General features: G+C 57.2%; 21 protein-coding genes and 3 pseudogenes. 9 read left to right on the top strand and 15 right to left on the bottom strand.

Annotated elements, in window-relative coordinates; genetic code table 11:
• Positions 1–144: 144 nt before the first annotated feature.
• Both pgi and F4555_RS01280 read right to left on the bottom strand, forming a co-directional pair.
• Positions 145–1,824, bottom strand: a complete 1,680-nt coding sequence (gene pgi / locus F4555_RS01285) for a glucose-6-phosphate isomerase (protein WP_115325551.1) — start codon at positions 1,822–1,824, stop codon at positions 145–147.
• Between the two features lie 113 nt (positions 1,825–1,937).
• Positions 1,938–4,238 (bottom strand): 6-phosphofructokinase, encoded by a 2,301-nt coding sequence (locus tag F4555_RS01280; RefSeq protein WP_115325552.1) that lies wholly within the window; start codon positions 4,236–4,238, stop codon positions 1,938–1,940.
• Positions 4,239–4,422: 184 nt separating this feature from the next.
• Between F4555_RS01280 and F4555_RS01275 the strand changes: the two genes are divergently transcribed.
• Entirely contained in the window at positions 4,423–6,024 is a 1,602-nt protein-coding gene (locus tag F4555_RS01275; protein ID WP_004014742.1) for an alanine/glycine:cation symporter family protein, read from the top strand.
• 144 nt (positions 6,025–6,168) lie between these two features.
• On the opposite strand, the gene F4555_RS01270 is transcribed toward F4555_RS01275, so the two are convergent.
• The 11 genes and pseudogenes from F4555_RS01270 to F4555_RS01220 form a co-directional block, all read right to left on the bottom strand.
• Positions 6,169–6,498, bottom strand: coding sequence for a type II toxin-antitoxin system RelE/ParE family toxin (locus F4555_RS01270; RefSeq protein ID WP_115325553.1), 330 nt, complete (start codon positions 6,496–6,498; stop codon positions 6,169–6,171).
• Entirely contained in the window at positions 6,495–6,701 is a 207-nt protein-coding gene (locus F4555_RS01265; protein ID WP_004013035.1) for a hypothetical protein, read from the bottom strand. The genes F4555_RS01270 and F4555_RS01265 overlap by 4 nt, the downstream gene beginning before the upstream one ends.
• A gap of 218 nt (positions 6,702–6,919) precedes the next feature.
• Positions 6,920–7,725, bottom strand: a pseudogene (locus F4555_RS01260) (transposase).
• A gap of 289 nt (positions 7,726–8,014) precedes the next feature.
• Positions 8,015–8,764, bottom strand: a complete 750-nt coding sequence (locus F4555_RS01255) for a succinate dehydrogenase/fumarate reductase iron-sulfur subunit (RefSeq protein WP_004013041.1) — start codon at positions 8,762–8,764, stop codon at positions 8,015–8,017.
• The gene (locus tag F4555_RS01250; RefSeq protein ID WP_004013042.1) at positions 8,761–10,734 is read right to left on the bottom strand and encodes a fumarate reductase/succinate dehydrogenase flavoprotein subunit; all 1,974 of its coding nucleotides are present in this window, start codon (positions 10,732–10,734) and stop codon (positions 8,761–8,763) included. Before F4555_RS01250 ends, F4555_RS01255 begins: the two co-directional genes overlap by 4 nt.
• A gap of 20 nt (positions 10,735–10,754) precedes the next feature.
• Positions 10,755–11,552: a succinate dehydrogenase cytochrome b subunit gene (locus F4555_RS01245; protein WP_004018382.1), complete on the bottom strand. Its 798-nt coding sequence runs from the start codon at positions 11,550–11,552 to the stop codon at positions 10,755–10,757.
• A 223-nt stretch (positions 11,553–11,775) separates the two neighbouring features.
• A complete protein-coding gene (gene tsaB / locus F4555_RS01240; RefSeq protein WP_115325554.1) occupies positions 11,776–12,531 on the bottom strand; it encodes a tRNA (adenosine(37)-N6)-threonylcarbamoyltransferase complex dimerization subunit type 1 TsaB in 756 nt (251 codons plus the stop codon).
• A 9-nt stretch (positions 12,532–12,540) separates the two neighbouring features.
• Complete coding sequence (locus tag F4555_RS01235) at positions 12,541–13,611, bottom strand: auxin-repressed protein (RefSeq protein WP_115325555.1); 1,071 nt, start codon at positions 13,609–13,611, stop codon at positions 12,541–12,543.
• Positions 13,608–14,174, bottom strand: coding sequence for a tRNA (adenosine(37)-N6)-threonylcarbamoyltransferase complex ATPase subunit type 1 TsaE (gene tsaE, locus F4555_RS01230; RefSeq protein ID WP_004013046.1), 567 nt, complete (start codon positions 14,172–14,174; stop codon positions 13,608–13,610). Before tsaE ends, F4555_RS01235 begins: the two co-directional genes overlap by 4 nt.
• The gene (gene alr / locus F4555_RS01225; RefSeq protein WP_115325556.1) at positions 14,171–15,544 is read right to left on the bottom strand and encodes an alanine racemase; all 1,374 of its coding nucleotides are present in this window, start codon (positions 15,542–15,544) and stop codon (positions 14,171–14,173) included. Before alr ends, tsaE begins: the two co-directional genes overlap by 4 nt.
• 98 nt (positions 15,545–15,642) lie before the next feature.
• Positions 15,643–16,530 (bottom strand): ADP-dependent NAD(P)H-hydrate dehydratase, encoded by an 888-nt coding sequence (locus F4555_RS01220; protein WP_004018362.1) that lies wholly within the window; start codon positions 16,528–16,530, stop codon positions 15,643–15,645.
• 152 nt (positions 16,531–16,682) lie between these two features.
• Between F4555_RS01220 and F4555_RS01215 the strand changes: the two genes are divergently transcribed.
• Together F4555_RS01215 and coaA are read left to right on the top strand one after the other, a co-directional pair.
• A complete protein-coding gene (locus F4555_RS01215) occupies positions 16,683–17,855 on the top strand; it encodes a hypothetical protein (protein ID WP_004013049.1) in 1,173 nt (390 codons plus the stop codon).
• Positions 17,856–17,857: 2 nt separating this feature from the next.
• Positions 17,858–19,072 (top strand): type I pantothenate kinase, encoded by a 1,215-nt coding sequence (coaA, locus tag F4555_RS01210; RefSeq protein ID WP_115325557.1) that lies wholly within the window; start codon positions 17,858–17,860, stop codon positions 19,070–19,072.
• Positions 19,073–19,225: 153 nt separating this feature from the next.
• Here coaA and F4555_RS01205 read toward each other — a convergent pair whose 3' ends face one another.
• Together F4555_RS01205 and glmS are read right to left on the bottom strand one after the other, a co-directional pair.
• Positions 19,226–20,041 carry a DedA family protein gene (locus tag F4555_RS01205; RefSeq protein ID WP_115325558.1) on the bottom strand — a complete coding sequence of 272 codons (816 nt, stop codon included), beginning with the start codon at positions 20,039–20,041 and terminating at the stop codon, positions 19,226–19,228.
• A gap of 7 nt (positions 20,042–20,048) precedes the next feature.
• Complete coding sequence (gene glmS, locus F4555_RS01200) at positions 20,049–22,052, bottom strand: glutamine--fructose-6-phosphate transaminase (isomerizing) (protein WP_115325559.1); 2,004 nt, start codon at positions 22,050–22,052, stop codon at positions 20,049–20,051.
• Positions 22,053–22,358: 306 nt separating this feature from the next.
• Here glmS and F4555_RS01195 point away from each other — a divergent pair, with 306 nt between their 5' ends.
• From F4555_RS01195 to F4555_RS11495, 6 genes and pseudogenes are all read left to right on the top strand, one after another.
• Positions 22,359–22,790 carry a hypothetical protein gene (locus tag F4555_RS01195; protein WP_004013054.1) on the top strand — a complete coding sequence of 144 codons (432 nt, stop codon included), beginning with the start codon at positions 22,359–22,361 and terminating at the stop codon, positions 22,788–22,790.
• Positions 22,791–23,146: 356 nt separating this feature from the next.
• Entirely contained in the window at positions 23,147–23,368 is a 222-nt protein-coding gene (locus tag F4555_RS01190) for a hypothetical protein (RefSeq protein ID WP_127891463.1), read from the top strand.
• 16 nt (positions 23,369–23,384) lie between these two features.
• Complete coding sequence (locus tag F4555_RS01185; protein ID WP_248613743.1) at positions 23,385–24,065, top strand: antitoxin; 681 nt, start codon at positions 23,385–23,387, stop codon at positions 24,063–24,065.
• A 2-nt stretch (positions 24,066–24,067) separates the two neighbouring features.
• Positions 24,068–24,397 (top strand): PIN-like domain-containing protein, encoded by a 330-nt coding sequence (locus tag F4555_RS01180; protein ID WP_004013057.1) that lies wholly within the window; start codon positions 24,068–24,070, stop codon positions 24,395–24,397.
• Between the two features lie 479 nt (positions 24,398–24,876).
• Positions 24,877–25,161, top strand: a pseudogene (locus tag F4555_RS01175) (transposase); the annotation flags it as partial.
• A gap of 6 nt (positions 25,162–25,167) precedes the next feature.
• Positions 25,168–25,432 (top strand): annotated as a pseudogene (locus F4555_RS11495) (integrase core domain-containing protein); the annotation flags it as partial.
• Positions 25,433–25,565: the final 133 nt, after the last annotated feature.

Raw genomic sequence — 25,565 nt, 5'->3', positions numbered from 1 at the left:
CAAGCTCACCCAAAAGTCCCGCGAGTTTCGGGGGCTGCCACGAGGCTTGCTCCGCTCGGTTTCGGTGTTCCTGTTAGGCGCGGGTTTCATGAGGTGCCAGCCCTTTTGGCTCGCACCTCATGAACGCTAGCCCTTTCAAATCACTTACTTGCGGTCAAAGAAATACTGCAGCAAGCCCCGCGTCGAGGGATCCGTGGCGGCCAGCGCCGCCACGTCTCCCGCGATTGCCGGCTTCAAATCAATCGCCATGGCCTTGCCCAGTTCCACGCCCCACTGGTCGAAGGAATCAATGCCCCAAATCACGCCTTGCACGAAAGTAATCATCTCGTACAGAGCAATCAGTTCACCCAAAACCCGGGGAGTCAGCTGCGCGGCCATGATAGATGTCGAAGGCCGGTTCCCAGGGAAGGTTCGATGCGCCACCAAGTCCTCGGCGGTGCCTTCGGCGCGAACCTCAGCGGCGGTTTTCCCGAAAGCCAGGGCGCGGGTCTGGGCAAAGAAATTCCCCAAGAACAACTCGTGTTGCCGCACGCCGCTCTCCGTGTCCACCAAATCCCAGGTTGGTTTAGCGAAAGCAATAAAATCGGCCGGAACAATCCGGGTTCCCTGATGCATCAACTGGTAGAACGCATGCTGGCCATTCGTGCCCGGCTCGCCCCAGAATACCTCGCCGGTGTGATAGTCCACCGCCGTGCCATCCCGGCGTACCCGCTTGCCATTGGACTCCATGGTTAGCTGCTGTAAATACGCGGGGAAACGGTGCAGATACTGGGAATACGGCAAGACCGCGTGGGTGTGCGCTCCCAAGAAATTCACGTACCACACGTTCAACAACCCCATCAAGAGTGGCACGTTTTCCGTCGCTGGCGCTGTCCGGAAGTGCTCATCTAACGCGTGGAATCCCGCTAAAAAGTCCTCGAAGCCGGAACGCCCGATGGCCACAGCCAAGGCGGTTCCCACAGCGGAATCCACCGAATACCGGCCGCCCACCCAATTCCAGAATCCGAAAGCATTCTTCGGATTAATCCCGAAAGCCGCGACCTTGTCCAAAGCGGTGGAAACCGCTACGAAGTGCTGACCCACGGCTCCGGCAGCCGCGTCCTTGGACCCGTCAATCGCCCCGGCTCGTTGCAAACCCGCCAGCAGCCACGCCCGCGCCGCCCGCGCATTTGTCAAGGTTTCCAAGGTGGTGAAAGTCTTAGAGGCCACAATAAACAGCGTGGTTTCCGGGTCAAGATCCTTGGTTTTCTCGCCCACATCTGTGGGGTCAATATTGGACACGAAACGGCATTCCAAACCGGGTTGCACATAGGGACGCAAAGCCTCGTAAGCCATCGCCGGCCCCAGGTCTGACCCGCCAATTCCGATGTTAACCACGGTTTCGATGCGTTTGCCGGTAATCCCCTTCCAGGAACCGTCGCGCACCGACTCGGCGAAAGCATAAATCCGGGTAAGCACCTCATGCACGTCCCTCACCACGTCTTGACCATCGACTACCAGCGACCCGGCCGCGTCCGCCGGAGCCCGCAAAGCCGAGTGCAGCACGGCGCGATCCTCGGTGTTGTTAATATGTTTGCCGCCAAACATCGCCTCGCGCCATTCACTCACCCCGGTTTGCTCAGCCAGCTCCAGCAACTTTGCCACCACCGGCTCGGTCACCAGGTTTTTCGACATATCAACGTGCAAATCCGCCGCCTCAAAACTCAACGCGGCGGCGCGTCCCGGGTCTGTCTCGAAAGCCTGGCGTAAATCGAGGTGAAATTCCTCGGCCAAGTCACGTAATTCTTGCCAAGCCGGCAATGTCGTTGGGTTCTTCGTTTCCATGGTTTTCCTTCCGTGTTTTCAAGTATGTTCTTTTGTGAGTTTACGTCATTTTGGCGGCTGGCACCTCATGAAGCCGTTTCATGAGGTGCCACCACCGCCACGCCCAAACGCACCTATCTGTCCTGGTCTTGGGTCAAATCAACCAGGGGCAGCGCGAAATCCTGCACCGCCGCGTTACTGTTAGCCATAACTTCGAGCAACGGACGCATACACATCCACCACTGTTTCTTCGGGCGGCGCTTGACCGAGTCAACCTGGACGGGCATATCGGCAATATCGTGGAACACTACGCGTCCGTTTTCCTCGCCCAAATATTCGATATGGGCCTCACCCCGCCCCAAGGCTTCATCAACGCGCGCCATCGCCCGGTACATCAGGCGTGTCGCCAACAGGCGGTCGAAAGGCGTGGGGGCGCCGCCCTGTTGCAGATAACCGATTTTGTCGGTACGTACATCGTAGTATCCGTGGGATTCCTGTTTGAACACATCCGCCATGAAATCCAGGTCATAGCGTCCCCCGGCCAGTTCGTTTCGCACCACCAGAGCCAGGCGGCGTCCCTCGCGGAAAGACTCCCGCATTTCCGCCGCGTCTTGCCCCAGACGGTCAAGGCTGATGGAGTCTTCCTCGAGGTAAACGGTTTCCGCGCCGGAAGAAAGCCCCCCCATCAACGCGAGGTATCCACAGTGGCGCCCCATGGCTTCCGCCACGAAACAGCGTTTCGCGGCCGCCGCCGATTCCTTAATTAAGTCCATCGACCACGTCAGATTATTCAAAGCCGTGTCGGCACCAATCGAAATCTCTGCCCCCGGCAAGTTATTGTCAATCGAGGCCGGCACCAGCAGCATCGGAATCCGCAACGCCGGATAGCGGCTCAGCTCCCCCGCGATAGCTTGCGCCGAAAGATAGGCGTTATACCCGCCCACCAGGATTAGCGCGTCAATCTGGTGGTTTTCCACCGCACGCCCGATGGCATAGAATTCCTCAACGACGGGGATTTCGCGTTTGGTGCCCAGTTCTGCCCCGCCGCGATACCCCCAGCCTTCCACGTCTTCCCAGGCCAGCGGCTTGATGTTGCCGTCAATCAAACCCTGGAAAGATCCTTGAATCCCCAAGACTTCCAAGCCGCGTTGCAAGCCAAACCGCACCGCTGCGCGCGAAGCCATGTTCATGCCCGGAGCCAGACCCCCCACATGCATAATCGCGACTCGTTTCGCCTTGGATTCCAGGGGGGTCAACAGGGATGGCGGGGTGGACAACACCCGGAAAACCTCGACCATATCAGTGAAAGACCGGCCGCGTGACTCGACTGCGGCCTCGTATTCCCCGGCTTCAATCAGTTTACGGACGTGGCGGGTTTCGGCTACTGTCCGGGTCAAGTCCAGGCGCGCAATCCGGTTGTAGCGCACCCCCAGCACCTTCGCGCTGTCCCCTGGCTGGGCTTTAATGACTTCCTGAGCCGCCGCATAGCCCAGCAGGGTTGGCATCCACCGGTCATAGGCGCTGGGAGTGCCGCCGCGTTGGATATGTCCCAAAATGGTGACCCGCGCGGATTCACTGGTGCGTTCCTCGATGGCTTTCGCTACATAGTCGGCGGTAATCCGCTGGCCTTGCTGGTCTTGGGCGCCCTCGGCGACAATTACCATGGATTCGCGTCGTCCCTGTTGGCGCCCTTCGGCCAGTTTCTTGCACATGTCGTCTTCCCAGCCGGGGGCGGGGGGATTTTCGGGCACCAACACATAGTCAGCCCCGCCCGCCACGGCGCTCATCAACGCCAGGTAGCCACAGTTACGTCCCATTACTTCCACCACGAAAGTACGCTGGTGTGAGGCCGCCGTGGATGACAACTGGTCTAGGGCGGTCACGATACGGTTCAGCGCGGAATCTGTGCCGATGGTCATGTCGGTGCCGGTCATATCGTTGTCGATGGATCCCACCAGCCCCACCACTATCAGCCCCGGGTGTTGCGCGGCTTGGGTCTTGGTCAGGCGTCCTTCGGCTACCAGTTCTTCTACCAGTTCCGGCCACAGTTGGCGCAATTCCTCGGTGCCGGACAGGGAGCCGTCGCCCCCGATGGAAACCAGCCGGTCGATACCGTTGGAAATCAGGTTCGCCACCGCATCCTTCATCCCTTCACGTTTGCGGAATCGTTCGGATCGAGCGGTGCCGATAATCGTGCCCCCCTTTGAGATGGTGTTGGAAAGGTCGCCCCAGGCCAGGGGGTGAATCAAGTCGCCCCCGTTCACCGCCCCGTACCAGCCTTCTCGTATCGCATAGGGAGTGGCTCCCAGTACTATCGCGGATCGCGCCACGGAACGTACCGCCGCGTTCATGCCTTGGGCATCGCCGCCGCTGGTCAGGATGCCGATTCGCACCGTGTTATCACGCGGTGTTGTGTCTTTTTTCTCACTTGTCATAGTTATTCGCGGCTTAGAGCCGTTTCCTCCCGTTATCTAGTTGTTTGTGTGCCGGGTGGCAGTTGTCTGGTAACAATCCAACGGTTCTATTGTGTCAAGTGTGCGGGGTTATCGGGGGATATTCGGGGGGTTTTCTTTCAGGTTCATGAGGCGCTAGCATTAATTCCAAGAAAGGATTAAAAATATGTTTAATTTATTATCAGTTTATGATTCGGCTGCTTCCACGCCCGAGGAAGACCCATTCACGCAGGTCAACGACGTAATCGCCGGCTGGCTGAACACTGGGTATGATTCCTCGATTGTCTGGGTGCTCTCGGCACTTTTGTTGGGAGTCGGTCTGTATTATTCAATCCGCACCAACTTCATGCAGATTCGCCTGTTCCCTCACATGGTAAAGGTGATTTTCAAGTCCCGCAAAGGCGCCAAGGGGGGGATTTCTTCCTTCCAGGCCTTCACGATTGGTATCGCCGAGCGGGTTGGTACCGGTTCCATTGCCGGTATCGCTTTGGCGGTGGTGGCGGGCGGACCGGGTTCCGTGTTTTGGATGTGGGTGGTGGCGACCTTGGGGATGGCCACGGCTTTCATCGAGTCCACCTTGGCGCAGTTATTCAAGGTGCGTAACGGGGACGGCACCTTCCGGGGTGGCCCTTCGTATTACATCATGAGGGGCTTGGGTTCGCGTCGCTGGGGCATGATTTTCTCGGTGTTGCTGATTTTCACTTATGGTTGCACCTTTGAGATGGTACAGGCTAACTCGATGGCTCAGTTGGCTCACGTGTCTTTTGGGATTCCCACTTGGGTTTCGGCGTTGATTTTGGTGGTGATGATTCTGCCGCTTTTGGTGGGCGGGATTCGCCGTATCGCGCGTTTTTCAGAGTGGTTGGCTCCCTTGATGGCGGTGATTTACATTTGTATGGGCTTGTTGGTTTTGGTAATCAACTTCCGCGAGATTCCCTATGTGTTCGAGCAAATCTTTGCCTCGGCTTTCGGCCAGGGCGACTATGTTCCCCCGGCGGTGGCCGGGGCGGGCGGCGCATTCATTGCCGCTTTAACCCAGGGGGTCAAGCGCGGCTTGTACACCAACGAAGCCGGAATGGGGGCGGTGCCTAATGCGGCCGCCACTGCCACGGTGGAGCACCCGGTGACCCAGGGCATGATTCAGTCTTTAGCTGTTTTCGTGGACACCATGATGATTTGCACCACCACCGCCTTTATTATTTTGCTGTCCACCCCGTTTTGGGATCCGGCGCGCGGTTCGGACGTAAACGGCACGGCTTTGACCAATGATTCCTTGGTTTCCACCTTGGGCTATGACAATCCGGCGATAAAGACGGTGATTGCCGTGGTCATTATGGTGATGATGATTGCTTTTGGGTATTCCACTATCTTGGGCAACTACACCTACGCCGAGTCCAACTGGGGCTTCCTGGTAGGTCGCAGTAAATCCACGGTGCCGGTACGTTTGTTGGCGATTATTTCTTCTGCCCTGGGGGCGGTGCTCCCCCTGGCGGCGGCGTGGGCATTGTCCGACTGGGTGTTTTCAGTAATGGCCGTGGTGAACCTGGCGGCTTTGGTGCTGCTGGGCAAGTGGGCCGTGGGGGCTTTGCGTGACTACGAGGCGCAGCGCCGCGAGGGCAAAACCCCCGTGTTCTGTTCGCGCAATAATTCCTATCTGCCGGGGGTGCTGCCCACCGAAGTGTGGGAGGTTCCCGGTGGCCACGACCCGTCGTGGGTCACCGCCGACGAACCTCCCGTCGGTTCTGTTTCTCCCGGTTCCGCTTCCTAATCTTTGGCGGCAGGCTGCTAGGGTCTTTGAATCGCTTGTATGCGCCGGCACGGGTCATACCGAGGTAGTCTCCGATGAGTTCCCAGAGAACGCTTTTGTAAACTGCTGAGGTTAACCGCAAGTTGTGGACATTTAGCGCGGGCGCTAGCCATCCCGGGCGGCGAGCGCCAGAAGATTCCTGCCACTATAAACAACACGAATCACGGTCACCAAGCGAATGGGTTCATCTATCGTATAGAAAACCACATAGCGGTTAACCGGAAGGCGATGCACCTCCTGGCTGCGCCAAGGCTCCCAATCCACCACTGCATGTCGGTAAGGCATGAATTCCAGGGTACTAACTTGGTCTTGGATGCGCTCAATCTGGTTCTGGGCAGCATCCGGGGATTCCAAATCCAGCGCAATATAGGCATAAATATCACGAAGATCAAGGTAAGCCAGAGGGGCATAGATGACCCGATAAATGTCACTCATAAGGAGAATTCCACAGCGAGTTTCCTTTTTACCTCCTCGGGAGTGAGGTAGCTGCCAGTGGCTTTACTGGCCATGCCTTCCGCTAGAACCGCATCAAGCTGCTCTCGATTCATGACTCCCAGCGCAATCGGTGGTTTCACGGTGGGCAAACTGGACGCAGCAGGGGAAGCGGACGACGCACCCTTCACCATCGTATTCAACATGACCAACACCCTACCTTCCCTATTGCCTCACTACTACTAAAGCTACCAGCCGCAAAAAGTCTTTGCAAGGATACATCCCGTCTTCTTCGGGTTCATGAGGCGCTTGCTCGAATCTCAGGCGTAAGTTTTCGAGGTGCCACCCTGGTTTCTAGGCGTAAGTTTGGAATGTGAACTTGCTCACATTCCGCAGACATTTAGCGCAACACACAAGTCCCAACTTAAGCGGCTCTTCGATTTTGAGGGTGTAGTTGGTTTTTGAAGCCTCCGGTTTCGAGGAGGCTGCGGATTCGGTAGTTGATGAGGTTGCGGATCCGAGGGCGGAGCCCCTCAGGTGTTCGAGGCGGCCGTTGATGGCTTCGGTTGGGCCGTTAGAACTATGGGGATGGTCGAAGTAGGCCAGGATGTCGGCGGCGCGGCGTTTCAATGTGAGTAGGTTTGCCCCGGTTTTCAGGGTTTTACGCGCCCCGTAGAGCGGGTCGCCGTTACGACCGCGCCGCCCCGGTCTTGTCCGCTACGGGAGTCAAATCGATTATCACCGTAACGAAACGCGGCCCACGCGGGGTATGCCGCCAAACATGTTCATCCACCCCGATAACCCGCACTCCCTCTAGCCTAGCGGGGTTGTTTATCAATACTTCCAAACCCAACTCGGATATGGCATCGTTAGCAGCGTGCCATGTCACGCCGATGGTTGCGGCTACCGAGGAGATAGACAGGTGGTCTACCACCACCAGCCGCAGCGCATGTAGAACGGTTTTCAGGGTCATTTTCCCGCGTGGCTTAGCGATATGCTCGGTGTTTTACCGCCATACTTTCCCGCAGGCTGCACACCCCAACACGGCACTCGTAGATTCAATATCGTGGGACGTGACCCGTAGGGCAGATGAGCCAACCTGTGTAATCTTGTTCCCCGCGCTACGCCCTGTACGCCACACAACTGGCAAAACTCGCCTTTCCTTGCTATCTTACAGTTGAGTACCGCTTGATGTGGGTTGACCTGCTGGGAAACAACGGTAATCCCCATCTTATCGAGCTCGCAAAACGCCTCCAGGCTAGGAGCGGTTACAGCAGGCGGATACGGTAGAATTCTGCATTGTCGGAGTCTTTCTATGAAGGTTTTATGTTTAGACACCATCATCGTAAAGGCTACGACACCTAATCCAGGCCGCCACACCACCGAACCCCAAAAACCCGCCTATCCCCAACCCCCTAAAACACCCTCAAAATCGAAGAGCCAGAAAAGCTTGTTCCCCGGGGCTGACGAAAGCCAACCCCGGGGAACAAACCGGATAGGAAAATTGCAAAGAAACGCTTTACTTGCCTTTAAAGAAGGCCTTACCTAACTGACGGTTGAGGTAACTGATGCAATCCAAGGGAATCTGCTTGGGACAAACCTTGGCGCATTCCCCAATGTTCTGGCACGCCCCGAAGCCCTCGGCGTCATGCTGGTTCAACATGTTCACCACGCGGTCATAGTTCTCTGGCTTGCCTTGTGGCAGCAACCCCAGGTGCATCACCTTCGCGGAAGTAAACAACATGGCCGACCCGTTGGGACAGGCCGCCGCGCAGGCTCCGCACCCAATACACGCCGCCGCTTCGAAAGCCATGTCGGCATTGTCCTTGGGTACCGGCACCGAGTGTGCCTCGGGGGCAGCACCGGTATTAACCGAGATATATCCCCCGGCCTGGACAATACGGTCATAGGCCTCGCGGTTAACCACCAGGTCACGCAGAATCGGGAAAGCCTTGGAACGCCACGGCTCGATAGTAATCGTGTCGCCATCCTTAAAGGTACGCATGTGCAACTGGCAGGTGGTGGTGCGATCCTTGTGTGGCCCGTGGGGCACCCCATTAATAACCACCCCGCACATCCCGCAGATGCCTTCGCGGCAGTCGGAGTCGAAAGCAATGGGTTCCTCGCCAGCAGCAAACAGCTGTTCGTTGAGAATGTCCAGCATTTCCAGGAAGGAGGCATCCTCGGATATCTCCGTAAGGTGATATTCGTGAAGCGCCCCTTTAGCTTTAGGGCCGTTTTGTCGCCAAACTCGTAATGTAATGTTCACTTGTAACTCCGTTGCTTCAGCTGAATATCCTTGTAAATCAAATCCTCTTTGTGCAGAATCGGGGCAGCATCCGGTTTCCCGCCGTATTCCCAGGCCGCAACATAGAGGAAGTTTTCATCGTCACGCTTCGCTTCGCCTTCCTCAGTTTGGGATTCGGCGCGGAAGTGACCCCCACAAGATTCCCGGCGATGCAGGGCATCGATACACATCAGTTCACCCAACTCCATGAAGTCCGCCAAACGATAGGCTTTCTCTAGGGACTGGTTCAACTCGTCGGCACGCCCCGGCACCCGCAGGTTCTTCCAGAACTCTTCACGCAAGGCGCGAATCTGGCCGATGGCTTCACGCAAACCGGCATCGGTGCGTTCCATGCCGCATTTCTCCCACATGATTTGGCCGAGCTCCTTGTGGAAGGAATCCGCCGAGCGGGTGCCTTGAATCCCCATCAGGGTGTCTATCTTGTGATGCACCCGCCCTAGGGTTTCCGTTACCGCCGGGTCGTCAACCTCCAGTTTCGGCATCGCCCCGCGCGCCAAGTAATCAGACAGGGTAGCGGGCATCACGAAATATCCATCCGAAAGACCCTGCATCAAAGCAGAAGCACCCAGGCGGTTCGCCCCGTGATCCGAGAAGTTAGCCTCGCCCGTAACGTAGAGCCCGGGAATGTTGCTCATCAAATCGTAGTCAACCCACAGGCCACCCATCGTGTAGTGCACCGCCGGATAGATACGCATCGGTACCTCGTAGGGGTTATCCCCGGTGATACGTTCATACATGTCGAAAAGGTTGCCGTACTTCTCGGAAACCTTGTCGCGCCCCATCCGGTTGATGGCCTCGCTGAAGTCCAGGTAAACCCCGCGTGCCACGCCGCCAATCTTGGGACCAACTCCGCGGCCTTCGTCACACATATTCTTGGCCTGACGCGAGGCGATATCGCGAGGCACCAGGTTACCGAAGGACGGATAGATGCGCTCCAGGTAATAGTCGCGGTCTTCCTCGGGGATATCACGCGGATCCTTCGAGCAATCCTCGGCGCGTTTCGGCACCCAAATCCGCCCATCGTTACGCAGGGACTCGGACATCAAAGTCAGTTTCGACTGGAAATCCCCGTGTTGCGGAATACAGGTGGGGTGAATCTGGGTGTAACAGGGGTTTCCAAAGTACGCGCCCTGTTTATAGGCATTCCACACCGCAGAACCGTTACACCCCATGGCGTTGGTGGACAGGAAGAACACATTGCCGTAGCCACCGGTAGCCAGGATTACCGCATCCGCAATCCACGGTTTAATCTCGCCGGTGCACATGTCACGGGTCACGATACCCCGCGCCCGACCATCTTTGACAATCAAATCCATCATTTCGCAGCGCGAATGCGGAATTACTGTCCCGGCCTTTACCTGGCGGCTAAAGGCTTGGTACGCCCCAATCAAAAGCTGCTGGCCGGTCTGGCCGCGGGCATAAAAAGTACGTGCTACCTGCACCCCGCCAAACGACCGGTTGTCCAGCAGGCCGCCGTATTCACGGGCGAAAGGCACCCCCTGGGCGACGCACTGGTCGATAATATTGGCTGAAACCTCGGCCAAGCGATACACGTTGTTTTCGCGTGCCCGATAGTCCCCGCCCTTAACCGTGTCATAGAACAACCGGTAAATCGAGTCATTGTCGTTGCGATAGTTCTTGGCCGCGTTGATACCGCCCTGGGCGGCGATAGAGTGGGCACGCCGCGCGGAATCCTGGTAGTAAAACGCATCAACGTGATAGCCCATCTCGCCCAGCGAGGCAGCCGCTGCCCCACCGGCCAGGCCAGTTCCCACCACAATAATATGTAGCTTACGGCGGTTGGTGGGGTTCACCAGGCCACCACGGAATTTACGTTCCTCCCAGCGGCGGGCAATCGGCACATCCATTGGCGCTTTGGTGTCGGCGACTTTCTCGCCTTCGTAATAGAAACCGTCAATCAGTTCACTCATGTTTTCTCTCCCTCAAAACCCTAGGCCACCGGAGCGGGCGCAGGCATCAACCCGGCCAGGAAACAAACCGGAGGCAGCAAGAACATCACCAGCACCGCCAGCCCGACCAGCCCGGAAATAATCTGTACCGGAACCTCGGTGTTGCGTCGCAACCAGCCGACGCTTTGCAGCGCGGACCACACCCCGTGAGCAATATGCAGACACAGCGCGGCCACAGCGATGCCGTAAATCAGCACCATCCACCAGTTGGAGAAAGTGGTGTACATCATGGCATAGGGATAGCCCTCGGTGACGGTGATAACAGCGGAGTCTGCCCCTTCCGGTACTACCGCGCCAGCGGCATCAAGCGTCACCTGATGCGAACCATAGGCGGCCGGATTCCCAATCTTGGCCCATTTCAAGGTGAAGTGCCCCAGGTGGAACAGAATAAAGAACAGTAAAATCACCCCGCCCCAACGTACCGTGCGCGCCGCATAGGCGGTGGCCAAGGATTTCTTGACCATATAACGCGAACCGCGAGCCTTTGCCGAGCGATGCCACAGGTAGAAAGCCGCCACCACGTGCACCAAGATGCACACCAAAAGCACGGCCCGTAAAATCCACAACAGCCCCTCGTAGGGCAGAATCGGCATCAAAAATGTCCGCAACGCTAACGCATAGTCGTTGTAATCTTTTTCGCCCAGGAACACCTTAAGGTTCCCATAGGCGTGCAAAATCACGAAGGCCACAAAAAACAGTCCGGTTACCGCCATGGCCTGTTTGATGATAACCGTGGTTTTGATTGCTCTGTTATCTGTACTCAGTTTCGTGTCAGTCACGATTTCGACTGTATAAGATTTAGTTCCTCTCTCCGAGGGTCACTGGTCCCAAAGCCCGATTCACCATCCACAAAACCGTCATTACCTGCGGTTTTACCGGGTTTCGGGGATTAAAATGCGACACGTTTCAGCCCCATAAAAGCTATCCTTTACCTATTCTTACGGGCGTATTTCGCAACCTTTGGTTATCTAAAATAATTTCGACCCGAAGGTACCCGCACGTTCACTTCTTTTCCTGTATGTCGGGGCGACGCAAGTACTCCGGTTCGGTACCGAGCCCCCGCTTCATGAGGAGCAACTCGGATTCCCCGCGCAATTTCTCTAAATCAAAGCCGACCCCGGTTTCCCCGTCACTCCCAGCTAAACAGCGCGCCACCACGGTTTGCGCCGCGCGCGCCAAATCAGCAATCCCCGGCTGCAGGGTCACGGCTGTGGGCACCGCGTCAGCCTTATTCCCCACGAAACGCACCAAGTCCCCCCGGCCCGGGAATTCCGGATCCCAAGTCGTCAACTGACCGGCCAAAACCTCTAGGCTCCCCACCCAGTCCTCGGACAGGCGAGACACCCCCGCATCGGCAGCAAACAAAGCCGCGTAAACCTCGTGACGACGGGCATCCATCACCGTGACAATACGCCCGTCATCCGGGTTGGCACCTCGTGAAGCCGCGTCCCACAGCGAAACCGCCGCCGTCGCCTGCACAGTCAACTCGTCGACGCCCAACACCGGCACCCCCCAAGCCGCCCCCAAGGCGCGGGCGGTCACCAAACCCACCCGCAACCCGGTGAAAGGCGCGGGACCGCGCGAAACCATAACACAGTCGGGCATCACACTCCCCGCCAGAACCCGCGATATCAAGCCAGAAAGCGACTCAACTTGGGAACGACTATCCGCCACTTCGGCGGTTTTCACATCAGAAGTATCAGTATCAACTAAAGCCACGGCACTAGCCGCGCAGGTATCTATGTATAGGTAACGCACGCTTCTAGTTTAGTGCGTCAAGGCTTCAGCGGCGGAAACCGTGATAGTTGGCACGGCGGTAGTAGGCGGCGGGGGCGGCACGATAATCAGCTCCGTGTCCTCCAGCGGCACGACCTCCTCGTAAGCCTTGGCTTGGCGCTGCAAAGCCGCAAAAATCAGCACCGCCACCAGTCCCGCCCCCAAAAAAGCCGCGACCACCACCCAAATGGCGGTGGGAGCGGGGGTAACCGCCGCTTCGAGAGCCTCCGGGGCGCGGGTAACCGGCGCGGTACCCCACCAGGATTGAATCGCCTCGCGCACCTGCCCCAGCGAAGCACTACCTGACAGACGCGCGCGAGCGGTGGCAGAGACCGCCACCAGCTGGTCATCGGTGAGCACGAACCAGGCATCCACCACCGGATCGTAAATCGGCACCGCGACACGCTGCGAGTTCCTCGCCCCATTTATCAAGGCGCGCGCCAAATCCGGCAAGATATACGCCGCCCCCGGAGGCACAGTCTTCACCGGCAAATGCGAGTTTTTCGGTTCCACCGCGCCCCAGCTATTACGCGTGTCACCGGGTTTCACAGTGGGTTCCGGGGTTCCCTCGGTGACTCTGGGAGCTAAAGTCGAGTTTTTCGGCACCGCCACCGGATAAAGACCCTGGTCAGAGCCGGTATAGACAACCACTCCCAGGATACTGCCGCCTTGAGTCACGGGGCTTATCCACATATTGATACGCTGCAAGGCGTTCTGGGGGGAAAAGGCACCCTTCAGCATGGATTTTGACCAGGTCGAAACCTGGGTGATATCCCCAATCTCGGGTTTCGCATCCGGGGCGGCGGCATCGGTGGGTAGGTATCCGGTGGTGGAAGCAGCCAGCTTATTCCCCTCGGCGGCAAACCACTTGCGGGCGGCGGAAGCATCGGACGGGTTCGCCGCACTTCGACTGGCCGTCATATCGGCCGTGGTTCTGGTCGCAACTGCGGCCAGGGTGGCACACCTTGGCACGGCGGGGTTCGCCCAGCTCGCCTCAGTTGTCCCAACAGTTATCGGGTTCACGAGGAGCCATCCGGCAATCACCGCCGCCAAGAGCCTCATGCCTGTCTCACCAGGGCTTCCCAGGCAGCCGGCAATCCAGATAAATCCCAAGCTCCCGCCGAGGCACGGAAAGTCAAGACGCACGGGGTATCTTCGGGAATATCCGCAAAATCAGAACCCGGCGGCAAAGTAGTTTCCGGCCGCGCGATTTCCACCATCAAGGTGTGGGGGGAAATCCCCTCGGCCTTGCCTTTACCCCACTCCACCACCACAATGGAATCCTCAAGAGCAGAATCCAAATCCAGGGATTCAATGTCGTCGCCAGCCTGGAGTCTATAGGCATCCACATGCACCAGGGGAACCAGCCCCGAACCGGGAGCAACGGGATGGGTGCGGGCAATAATAAAGGTAGGCGAGGTCACCCGCTGTTGCACCTGGAGCCCGGCGCCCAGCCCCTGAGTGAAAGTGGTTTTCCCCGCTCCCAGTTCGCCTTCCAGAATCAGCAAATCCCCAGCTTTAAGAAAGGGCGCGAGAGCCTGACCCAACAGTCGGGTTTCAGCAGCGGTTTTCGTTTCAAGAGTGGCCAACACCGGTAGCGCGGCCGTGGTTTCTAAATCTGTCATTTCTCTTTCTTGGTCTTGTCCACATAGATTCGCGGCGTGTCCTTGTCTACAGCAGTGAGAATCTCGTAAGAAATCGTGTCGGCCGCCGCCGCCAGGGCATCCGCTGATGGCACCGGGTCGTGATTCCACAAATCCGCTACTGTGGATTCACCGGCGGGTTCCCCGGGAGGAAATCCCGGGGGCAGGCGGTTCGGATCACCGAATATCACCGCTAAATCCCCGGGCTTTAGCGGTGGAGGAATCAAGTCCCCCGCTCCGTCAATAGCCGAACCGAGATTCAAAATAATCTGATCCATGGGGATGCGTCCCACCACTGGCCACAGGTGTCCCGCCACCCAGACTTTAGCTTTACCTTGCAAGCGCCTCATGAAACCGTCAGCGTAACCAATCGGCAGCAAAGCCAACCAGGTCGGCTCAGCGGCCACCCACTCACCGCCATAGGAAACCGCCGAACCAGCCGCCACCTTTTTGACCTGGGCCACCTCAGTTTCCAGGCGCATCACCGGGCGAATCCCCAGGTTTTGCGCACTGGCAATTTGCGGATTGGGCGACAGGCCATAAGCCGAGATTCCCACTCGCACCAGGTTAAAGTGGCTCTCGGGGTACCACAGAATCGCCCCGGTAGCAGCCATGTGACGCAATTTGGGTTGCAAACCACTAACCAGAGCAATGTCGTAGGCCTGGTTGAAAGTCGCCAACTGGCCTTGGGTAAAGGCCTCGGCTTCGGCGCTGGGTTCGTCGCTGCGCGCAAAATGCGACCAAATCGCACTGACTTCCACCAGACCGGAACGCTCGCGAGCCCGCGCCAGTTTGCACAGGTTTTCAAACTCGCTCAAAGTAGCGCCACCCCGACACAGCCCCGTGTCCACCTTTAGGTGAATCCGGGCGCGCAAACCCGCCGCATCCGCCGCGTGCGACACCTGGTCAAGCTGGTCAAGAGTGGAAACCGACAGATCAATCTCGGCTTTAATCGTGGATTTTAAATCGGTGCTGGGAGTATAGAGCCACGCGAAGATGCGCGGACGTTGCGCCGTGGGTAGCCCGGCGGCATCCGACTGGAACATGCGTGAGCGCAACAAAGCGGAAGTGGGAGTATCCCCAAAGTGGTCGCGCGCCACCCCGCTCTTGTCTAAAAACTGGCGCAAACGATAGGCTTCCGCGACTTTCGCCACGCCCAGCCACTGGGCACCAGCTTCAATAGCCGCCAGGGAGACCTGTTCCATACCATGCCCATAGGCATCGGCTTTCACAATGGCCATCTGTTGGCTGCGCGGCGCAAACTTCCGCATCCGCGCCAGATTCGCCCGATATGCGGCGAGATCCACCACGGCCCGCACCGGCCAGGACACCTGATTGTCTGTGTGAGTCATTATTTTCCTTTTCGACGAACCTTGACTCTAATAGTTTGTCACGTTTTGCCCCCCAGTGTGACCTACCATGGGACAAAAAAACCACGCGAAGGTAATACCTATCTTAGCGCGTAGCGTTTGCGCAGCTGGAGGCGCTTTAACGCGGGGTGAATCGCGGCCGCGATTTTCGTGGCGGATGGTGTGGGGGCGGCGAGTCGCCCCGCTTCGGCATGAAGCCAGGCACCAATCGCGGCGATTGTCGCTAAATCCAGATGGCGCCTCGTGGAGGCCAACAGGAACCCGACGACCCCCGCCAACACGTCGCCCGAACCCGCCGTCGCCAAGTCGGCAGTACCGTGCGTAACCACGAACAGCTCCCCGTCCGGCGCAGCGATAACGGTAATTTCCCCTTTAAGCAGCACAGTTGCCCCGGTTTCTCGCGCCAGCCACCGCGCCCAGTAGTAGGGCCTGGACTCGATGTCTTCGCGCGTGGTGTGGTGGCCGAGCTGCTGAGCCAGTCGGGCGGCTTCCCCGGCGTGGGGGGTCAACAGGCAGCGTTCATGAGGTGCTATTTCGCTTCCAACCAAGGCGAGAGCCCCGGCATCCAATAACACGTAGCCCCCGGCTTGATGTTCCCGCCAGGTTTGCCCCAGTTGCGCCCGGTGTTCGGGAATCTGGCCATCGAAACCCGATCCCATTACCAGAGCCTGAGCCTGACCCGCCCCCAAAACCACCTCGGGGGCGGCGGCGAGCACCAGGTTTTGCACGGCGGGCTCACCCAAGTAACGAAGATAAGACTGACCCGCGTGGAGCGCCGCCGTGGCTACCAGCACGCCCGCCCCGGGATATTTCGCGGTTCCCGCCACAACCGCAAGTACCCCGCGAGAGTATTTATCGTCACTGAATTGCGGCCACGGCCACAGTCTTGCGACGTCTTGGCGGGTCACCAGATTTACCAAAGGCAGTTCTAAATCCGTTCCGAATTGTGGTGCATATCCCCGAATCACCCTTACACCCTACGGGAAAACCAGTCGGGACGCGAAATGAAGCAAGACGCGGGCACGGAAAGACCCGGCTAGCGCTTTCCGCTGGGCAAAAAACCCAGTAATCTGGAAGCTAGTTTTATGCTTAAAAGTGAAGCTGGCGCAAGGAAAGAAGAATGCCCGTCAAAGACAAAGTGGAATCTTGGATAGTTGAAACCCCGAAACACCTGGTGACGGCCATGTTTGCCCTGGCCAGCACGGGGATTGTCCTGGTGTTGGTCACCCTGTTTGTAATCGCCCCTCGGATTGCGGCTATCCCCGACGAGACCGGCCAAAACCCCGAACCCAGCGCCTCGGCCAGCGCCCCCACCGACTCCCGCCTTTTGGTGGAAGTGAAAGGGAGCAACTATCGCAATCACTCCACCTTGAATATGGGGATTATCGGCCAGCCTTCGCCGGAAAACTTGGCGGGGAATCCCGGAAAAGCCCCTCATGAATCCCCCGATGCCAACCCCAACGAGGTTCCGCCCGGAGCGACACTAAACCTCGCCGGGCTCGACAACCTCCAGTTCCCCACCGCCTTGACCAGCGACGACAGCGATACTGATGCCGAAACCATCCCCGAAGTTACCTCAAAGTGGCAGCGACAACGACTGGAATCCAGCGTGAAAACCAACCAGGTTTCCGCCGGACAAAAGGTAGAGTGGCTGGGAATGCAGGCTTTTTTTGACGACTTGGCTAAGGGAAACTTCACCCAGATGCAACGCAACTGCTGGACTATTACCCCCGAAGTATTCACCGACCGCTACGCCACCAAACCCGCCCAAGTCGCGCTGGTACAAGCCCTGGGAACCAGCCCGAAAGTCACTGACACAGGCGTGAAGTGGCACGGCAACCGCGTTGACGTCACAGCCCCTTGGACGGAACTCGCCTCTCGATACACCTGTCCCAACGTGGCCTACGGCGGGAAAGTCGACGCGGTAACCACCCAAGACGTGAGCTATGTGATGGAACGCTTGATGACCCGGCGTACTACCCCGGTTAGCCCCAGCGACCGCGAGGATATCTATCCCCTGGTGTGCCCTCACTGGAACCCACCCGCCGCCATCACCGAGTTCAGCCCGAAGGCACGGGAAAAACTGGTCTTGGACGAGAATAAACAGATATCACCCGAAGCCTTTAAGGTTTTGCAGGCGATTCGAACCCGCAGCCTGCATATTTACGCAGTAAAGGATGAATACCCCATGTATCTGCGGGTTTCCGAGTCTCAGCTCAAGGAGCCTTCGGCGTATTTCTTCCGGGATGCGGCTGGATTTTTGTGTATCGGCTCGATTGTGGGGTTGTCGTAAATATGTTTGAAACCAGGGTGCTATCCGAGCCGAACCCGACTGGGGGGCAGGCACCTCATGAACCCGACAGTAACACCGCGACCGGGATGGACAACGGAAACGCCCCCATCCCCGAAGACCTCTCCGAACCTAGCTGGGCACCCAGCACCGAGTTGCTGCGCGACTTCATGGCTGACCCCACCGCCACCCAGGCACGCTACACCCAGGCTCGCTACAGCCAGGCCATGCGCGAGGTGCTTTCCGCCCGCCCCCATCTCCCGCCAGCAGACGAGTCCGCAGCGGCAGCCGCCTCGCCTTTCGTGATGTACAGTCGTGAGCAGTGGTCGGCGCTGTCCGACCAAACTCCGTTGCCGCTGCGCCAAGACGATGTGAACCGGCTCCGTGCCCTGGGAGACCCCCTGGACTTGGCCGAGGTCGACGCGATTTACCGTCCGCTGACAGCTTTGCTCCAGATTTACGCCACCGGAATGGTGAAGTTACGCGGACAACGCGCGGATTTTTTGGGGGAATCCAGCCGGGTGCGCACGCCTTTCGTGATTGGGGTGGCCGGTTCGGTGGCGGTCGGCAAGTCCTCGGTGTCGCGGTTGCTGCGCGAGCTCATGAGTCGCTGGCCGGGTACCCCGCGCGTAGATTTGGTGACCACGGACGGGTTTTTGTATCCCAACCGGGAGCTGGTAGAGCACGGGATTATGGATCGCAAGGGATTCCCGGAATCCTATAACCGCCGGGCTTTGCTACAGTTTCTGGCGGCGGTGAAATCCGGGGCACCCGAGGTCAGCGCCCCGGTGTATTCGCATGTTACTTACGACATTGTGCCGGGGAAATCCCAGGTGGTGCGAGCCCCAGATGTGTTGATTATCGAGGGCTTGAACGTGTTGGCTCCCCCCCGGATAACAGTGGCGGGGAATTCCTTGGCGGTGTCGGATTTCTTTGATTTTTCGATTTATTTACACGCTCGCCCCGCCGACATTGAACAGTGGTACATTTCGCGTTATCGCCAGTTACGCCGCACGGCTTTCAAGGATCCCCAGTCGTTTTTCCGCGAGATTGCTTCCTGGCCCGACGAGGAGGCCGAACAACACGCCCGCCGAATCTGGCGTGATGTGAACCTGAAGAACCTGGTGGAAAACGTGGCACCGACCCGGTCGCGTGCCACGCTTATCCTAGAGAAGGACTCGGATCACCGGGTGCATCGCCTGCATTTGCGCAAACTCTAGCGAGGGCGCTCGCCGGGGACGAAACGGCGTAGGGCGATTCATGTTTTACCAGAGTTTTTCTTAGCAACTTGTTGCTTAGAAAAACTGGACAAAACATAGCTAGCCCGGCCGTTTCGACCCAGAGCACCGAGCGGCAAATTTAAGACAAGCACCTCATGAACCCGAAGAGTCGGGTGCGGGCTTGTCCCAAAAACGCTTTTGCACCCACGACACCAACCGATCCATCACCAAGCTCAACACCAGCCCGCCGATAATCCCCACCGCTACCGCGAGCAACGGATGCACCCCGCCCACGATTTTCCCGGATACTGCACCGATTGTCATCCCGTAGGCCACCCAGCACATCACCGCCATGAAATCCGTGCGCAAGAACCGCGCATAGCCAAAATTCTTTGCCCCGGCACAGATATTGACCGCGATACGCCCCCCGGGAATGAAACGTGCCGCGAAGATAAACGAGGTACCGCGCCGATGCAGGGTACGCCGGGTCAAGTCATAGGCTGTCTTCCCTTTGCCCCGGTTCAGGAAGGGGATTTTTTCCACCGGGATGCGCGTGCCCAAGAAGAACGCGAAAGAATCCCCCAGCATCGCCCCGACACCGGCTGCCAGGAACACCGCCCACAGGGGCACCACCGCGCCCGGCGGCGAGGCGATAAACCAAGAGGTCAGCCCGATAACTATCGACTCGGAGGGCAGCGGCGGAAAGAATCCGTCAATAAAGCACAAGGCCGTGAGCACCACCAAAACCACGGGGGAACCAGCGGCGTGGTGGAACCAGGCGGTGATGTTATCGCTCAGCGAGCCGTCGCCGACAAGATGCCCGAGCGGGGCGACGCAGCCGGTATTTAGGGCTTCGCTGGCGTGGCTCAGCCCGGTCAGGTGACCGGTGGCGGAGAGGATGGCGGTTATGGTTGGGGTTACGGGTGCATGAGGTGCCATCCCCGATGCCAGCGTTGCCAATAATTCCATGCTTGTCCTATTCCACGGTGACGGACTTGGCGAGGTTGCGCGGCTGATCCACATCGAGTCCTAGCTGTTGGGCTTTACGCAAGGCTAGCAGCTGTAAAGGCAGCACATCAACCAGGGGGCGCATCAGGGTCGGGGTGGGCGGCACCCGCCACACGACTTCAGCGAATTCGGTGACGGTTTCGTCCCCGTCCTCGGCTATCACCAGGGTCATGGCGCCGCGGGCGCGTACCTCGGCGATATTGGACACCACCTTGCGATGCAGTTCGGGGCGGCGCGGGGTGGGCACGATAATCACCACAGGCTGGTCGGGTTCAATCAACGCTATCGGACCGTGTTTCAGTTCCCCGGCGGCGAAACCTTCGGCGTGCAGATAGGCGATTTCCTTCAGTTTCAAGGCGCCTTCCAGGGCCACGGGGAATCCGACATGGCGCCCCAGGAAGATTACCGAAGAAATCTCTGCTAGGTTTACCCCCAGGTCTGGCGAGCTGGCATAGCGGTCGAGTACGGTTTGAATCTTGGCCGGCATTTCCTGAAGTTTTTCCAGGTAATCCGCGATTTCATCGGCATACTTGTTGCCGCGCACCTGCGCCAGGTACAGCCCCAACAGGTAGCAGGCCGTAATTTGGGCGGTGAAGGCCTTGGTAGAGGCCACCGCGATTTCCGGCCCGGCGTGGGTCAACAACACCGCGTCGGATTCCCGGCTGATAGTGGAGCCGGGCGCGTTCACAATCGCCAACACCCGAGCACCCTGTTCGCGAGCGTGGCGGATTGCCATAATCGTGTCCATAGTTTCCCCGGATTGACTGATTGCCACCACCAGAGTGCGCACACTCACCACCGGGTCGCGATAGCGGAACTCGTGAGCCAGTTCAACTTCGCAAGGAATGCGGCACCAGTGTTCAATGGCATAACGCGCGACTTGCCCCGCATAAGCCGCCGTGCCGCAAGCTACGATAATCACCGAGTCGATACCCCGGAAAATATCCGCCCCGATGCGCAGTTCATCCAGAGTCAAGGCTCCATTGACATCCAGGCGTTCCTTGAGGGTTTCCGCTACCGCGCGGGGTTGTTCACGGATTTCTTTTTCCATAAACGTGCCATAGCCTTCCTTGGTAACCCGGTCGGTGGCAAAATCCACTTCAAAGCGACGATTTTGGTTTTCGGGGTCGGCGGCAAAGACTTCCAGCCCGCGCGTGTGCAGGATTTCGTGGCCTTCACTGTCCAGCACCAGTACCCCGGCCGGGGTGACCACGACGATTTCGTCCTGGCCGATTTCCAGGGCTTGCTTGGTTTTGCTGGCAAAGGCCAGCACATCGGAACCCAAATAGTTCGTGTCTTCGCCCAAGCCCACCACCAGGGGCGAGGAGCGGCGTGCCGCGACAATGACCCCGGGAGCCTCCTCATGAATGGCCAACAACGTAAAAGAACCTTCCAGATCGCGCGTCACCCGACTCATGGCACGTACCAGCCGGGTGGCGCCCGAAGGATGACGGTTTTCCGGGTCTATGTCGCGCAACGTGGCAGTTGCGGGAAACACGCTTTCTTCGCGCTCACCCTTGGGTTTCGGTTCCGCCAGGAAGGCGCGTTCCAACAGGTGGGCGACGACTTCGGTGTCGGTTTCCGAAACCATGGTGATACCCGTGGCTTGCAGATGTGCCCGGTAAGCATCGGCGTTTTCAATAATCCCGTTGTGTATCAACGCCAGTTTCCCGTCAAAAGACAGGTGTGGGTGGGCGTTTTCGCGGGTTACTCCCCCATGAGTCGCCCAGCGGGTGTGCCCGATAGCGGTGGTGGCCGCCGGTAACGGCTTGGTTTCCAAGGCCGCCCGCAGCGCGGCGAGTTTCCCCACTTCCTTGGCTGCGTGTAGTTTTGGGTTCGCAGCGGTGGCATCGACAACCGCGATACCGGCCGAGTCATAGCCACGATATTCCAGGCGGGCAAGGCCTTCCAGCACCGTTGCTTGCGCCTCTCCCCCAGCGGTTTTCCCCGCCACCCCAACAATTCCACACATATGGTTCCTTTGCGTTTAGCTTTTGTTCCGTGACAGATTTTACCGTCTGGTGGGGGCGTTGTCGCTTTGACCGGTGGGCTCGGTTTTTCCGGCTTCATGAGGTGCTTGCCGGGATTCCCGGCGTCAGCTTGGGCACTGCCCCGGCCAAAATCCCAGCTTCCGTGCTCCCATTTTGAACACAGGGTCGCTACGCCGAAAAGTGAACTTACGGTACAATTACTGTGAAGCCCCGGTGGAGCGCTGCCTGGCAGAGCAATCTGGCAGGTAAACTTACCGGGGTATTGACTTTTTACGAAAGACCAGCAAATGAGTGCAGATTTGAAATGGGTAGCATCGTGGCTTTCCCCGGCACGTTGGCAGGCTTACCTCGATTATTGTGACGGGCATCAAGAGCGTTCACTAGCACTCTACGAATGGAACCTAGACCTGGCAGGTGCGGTGCTTCACGACGTGGCGCACGTAGAAGTGGCTATCCGCAACGCCTTCAATCAGGTTTTCATAGCCCACTGGGAAGGTACACAGAGCTGGATGGTTGATGCTTCCTCTCCGGTGCAACAACCATTACAACGTCGCCGGCGTGGCCAGCTAATAGATGTGAATGCACGCAACCGAACAAGTATCAGTGAAGCTCTAACCCGAATCCACTCTAAGCAGCCGACCCTGGATCAGGTTATAGCCGAGTTACCTTTTGGATTTTGGCGACATATGACTGATGCCGCTCACGAAAAGACCGTGTGAATTCCCTACATCAGTCGGGTATTTCCGCCTGGAACCAGCCGCAAATTGATTGAACAGAACCTGGCAATAATCAATGTGGTGCGTAATCGTGTCTCACACCACGAACCACTGTTCAGCTCAAGCCGCCGTCAGGAAGTCGAGCAGGCTCACACAGCAATTACGCACTTAGAGAGTTTGTTGCTACCTCAACTCGCAGACCACACTGATAGAACCAGCCGAATCACGAAACTGCTCGCCTCGCAGCCTGGATACTTTCCGAGCAGCCGCAAAACCAGCCTGAAAATTGTCGATGGTAGTCCCGAAAATCTCGCTTCGGCGACAACCTGATGTACATCCAGATAAAACAGCGTGCGCAAATGAGCGTCACACGCCCGACACTTAGCGCTTACCGACGACTTCCGACTTCCAGACATCTGCATCGCCTCAGCTTAGGCACACGGCTTCATGAGGTGCTTGCCGGGATTCCCGGCGTAAGCTTGGGCACTGCCCCGGCCAAAATCCCAGTTTCCGTGCCCAAATCAGATGCGGCACGCCGGCGTCTAGGCAAAGAACTCTGGGTGTGTGAAAATGGATTGTAAAGGGAAGGAGGGAATCATGAACGCACATGACATTAAAAGCCTGGTTGAAAGCACCCCGCTGTACTCGGTGTCGGATGTTGCGCGGATAGTGAAAATGAACCCTTCCACGGCTCGTCGTTGGACTCAGCCGGACGAGAGCGGCCGTGCTATGCTTTACCGTTGCTCCGTGCCCAGTGGTGAATTGTCTATGCCTTTCATTAGCTTGGCGGAAGCTTTTGTCGCCAAAGGCTTCCGGGCGGCTGGAGTTCCGTTGCAGCGGATTCGTCCCGCAGTGCAGGTATTGCGAAAAGAACTGGGAATTGAGCACATCTTGGCGTCTGAGCGCCTGTACACTGATGGTGCGGAGGTTCTCTACGATTATGGGCAAACCGAAGATGGGCAATACGTTAGAAACTTAGTGGTGGCTGGCACTGGGCAAAGAGTTTTCAACGAAGTTGTGGAACAATTTTTACGCAAGATAACTTTCGAACAGGATTTTCCAGTCAAGATTAGTTTACGTAAGTACGGCGACGAACTGTTGGTTGTAAATCCGCTGATTAATTACGGTGAACCGATGTTGGAACGCTGTGGAATTCGTATCCGTGACATTGTGGGCTATGTCCAGGCCGGGGACAGTTACGAAGCTTTAGAGGAAAACTTCGGTATTCCGGTCGACACAATCAGAGATTTGATGGACGACCTCCCCATGGCAGCGTAATCATGCCCAAAGCGCGCTTTTTCATTGACCGGTGTTTAGAGAGCCCCTCATTGATTAAAGGGTTGTGCGAGGCTGGCCTAGATGTAGTAACCATGAGGGATGCTTTTGGCGACCGTGGTGAGCAAGTCACTGACTTGGAATGGCTAAGGTATTGCGGACAACACAATTTGATTGCCTTGACAAAGGATTCCAGAATATCCAGGAACCAAGTTGAACGTGAGGCGGTTATTGCCAATAAGGTTCGATACGTGAGAACCACTGCAGCCGGATTGCGTATAGACATGATTCAAGACCGTATTTTGCAACACCGGAAAAACTGGAAAATCTCATAAATCAAACCGGTCCCACATTTCACAAGATTGATGGTTCCGGCTTCACAAATGAGACTCGGAAAATGCTCAAAAAGAGTCAGCATCCCTCGAATCAGTAGGCTTCTGTCTGACTTCCACAATTACGTAGCATATGGCGTATTTTTGTTTTGTTTGTGCTGGTAGACTGGTTTTGCTAGCGTTTTTGACACCCTAATATCCGAAAATTAGAGGATTCTAGGTTGCCGTTACAACACCAATTACAATCTCAAATTATCAAAAAACAACAGCAACTTCTGAACCTGGCGGCAATATTCGTACCCTGTCGTGACAAATTCAGGAAAAACCGCCTCCACCATGAACTAAATCGGCCACCCTGTCTTGAATTTTCCTGATTTTGCCACAAACCCCTTCATGCTACCCCCAAAATTTCCTGATTCTGTCACAACCCAGACTGAAGTGTCCCAGGTTTTGTTCCTAGGTTTTTTTGAGAGGATTGCTTTATGCCTAGGAATTATTCGCAGGAGTTTAGGGATCGTGCTGTCAGGCTGGTGTTTGACCGGCTTCGAGACGATTCTGGGGTTTCGAGATGGGCGGTTATCAGCGATATCGGACTGAAACTCGGTGTCAGCCGGGAATCACTGCGCCGCTGGGTGAATCAAGCTGAAATAGATCAGGGCGAGAGATCCGGGGTCACTCGAGAGGAGTCTGCCGAGATACGACGTCTGCGTAAAGAAAACGCAGAACTCAGACGTACGAACGAGATTCTGAAACTGGCATCAGCTTTTTTCGCCCTAACAGATGCAGGGATTAGATCATCGACCGGAACTATTGGGGATTCTTACGATAACGCGCTAGCCGAGACCGTCAACGGGCTATACAAAACCGAGTTGATTTACTCCCAGACCTGACTCATGTACCGAAGTCGAATGGGCGACCCTGAACTGGGTGTACTGGTGGAATCACCAGCGTCTCCACGAATCGCTAGATTATTCCACTCCCGAGGAAGTGATAACCCAATATAATCAAACCCGTGCTAAACAACTAGCACCCGTATAAGAAGCGGAACAAAACCTGGGACACTTCAGAATTTTGGCAGCAATTGGTTTAGATAAGCTCTACTACGCCACGTTCACCGATGAAGCGTCCCGCAGCACTAGCTAGACCCTTGCCCCCACCCCACGCCCTTGTG

The organism is Mobiluncus mulieris (assembly GCF_014204735.1).
Classification (GTDB): domain Bacteria; phylum Actinomycetota; class Actinomycetes; order Actinomycetales; family Actinomycetaceae; genus Mobiluncus; species Mobiluncus mulieris.
Note: the sequence above shows the minus strand (reverse complement) of the source record. Positions and strands in the feature narration are given on the sequence as shown.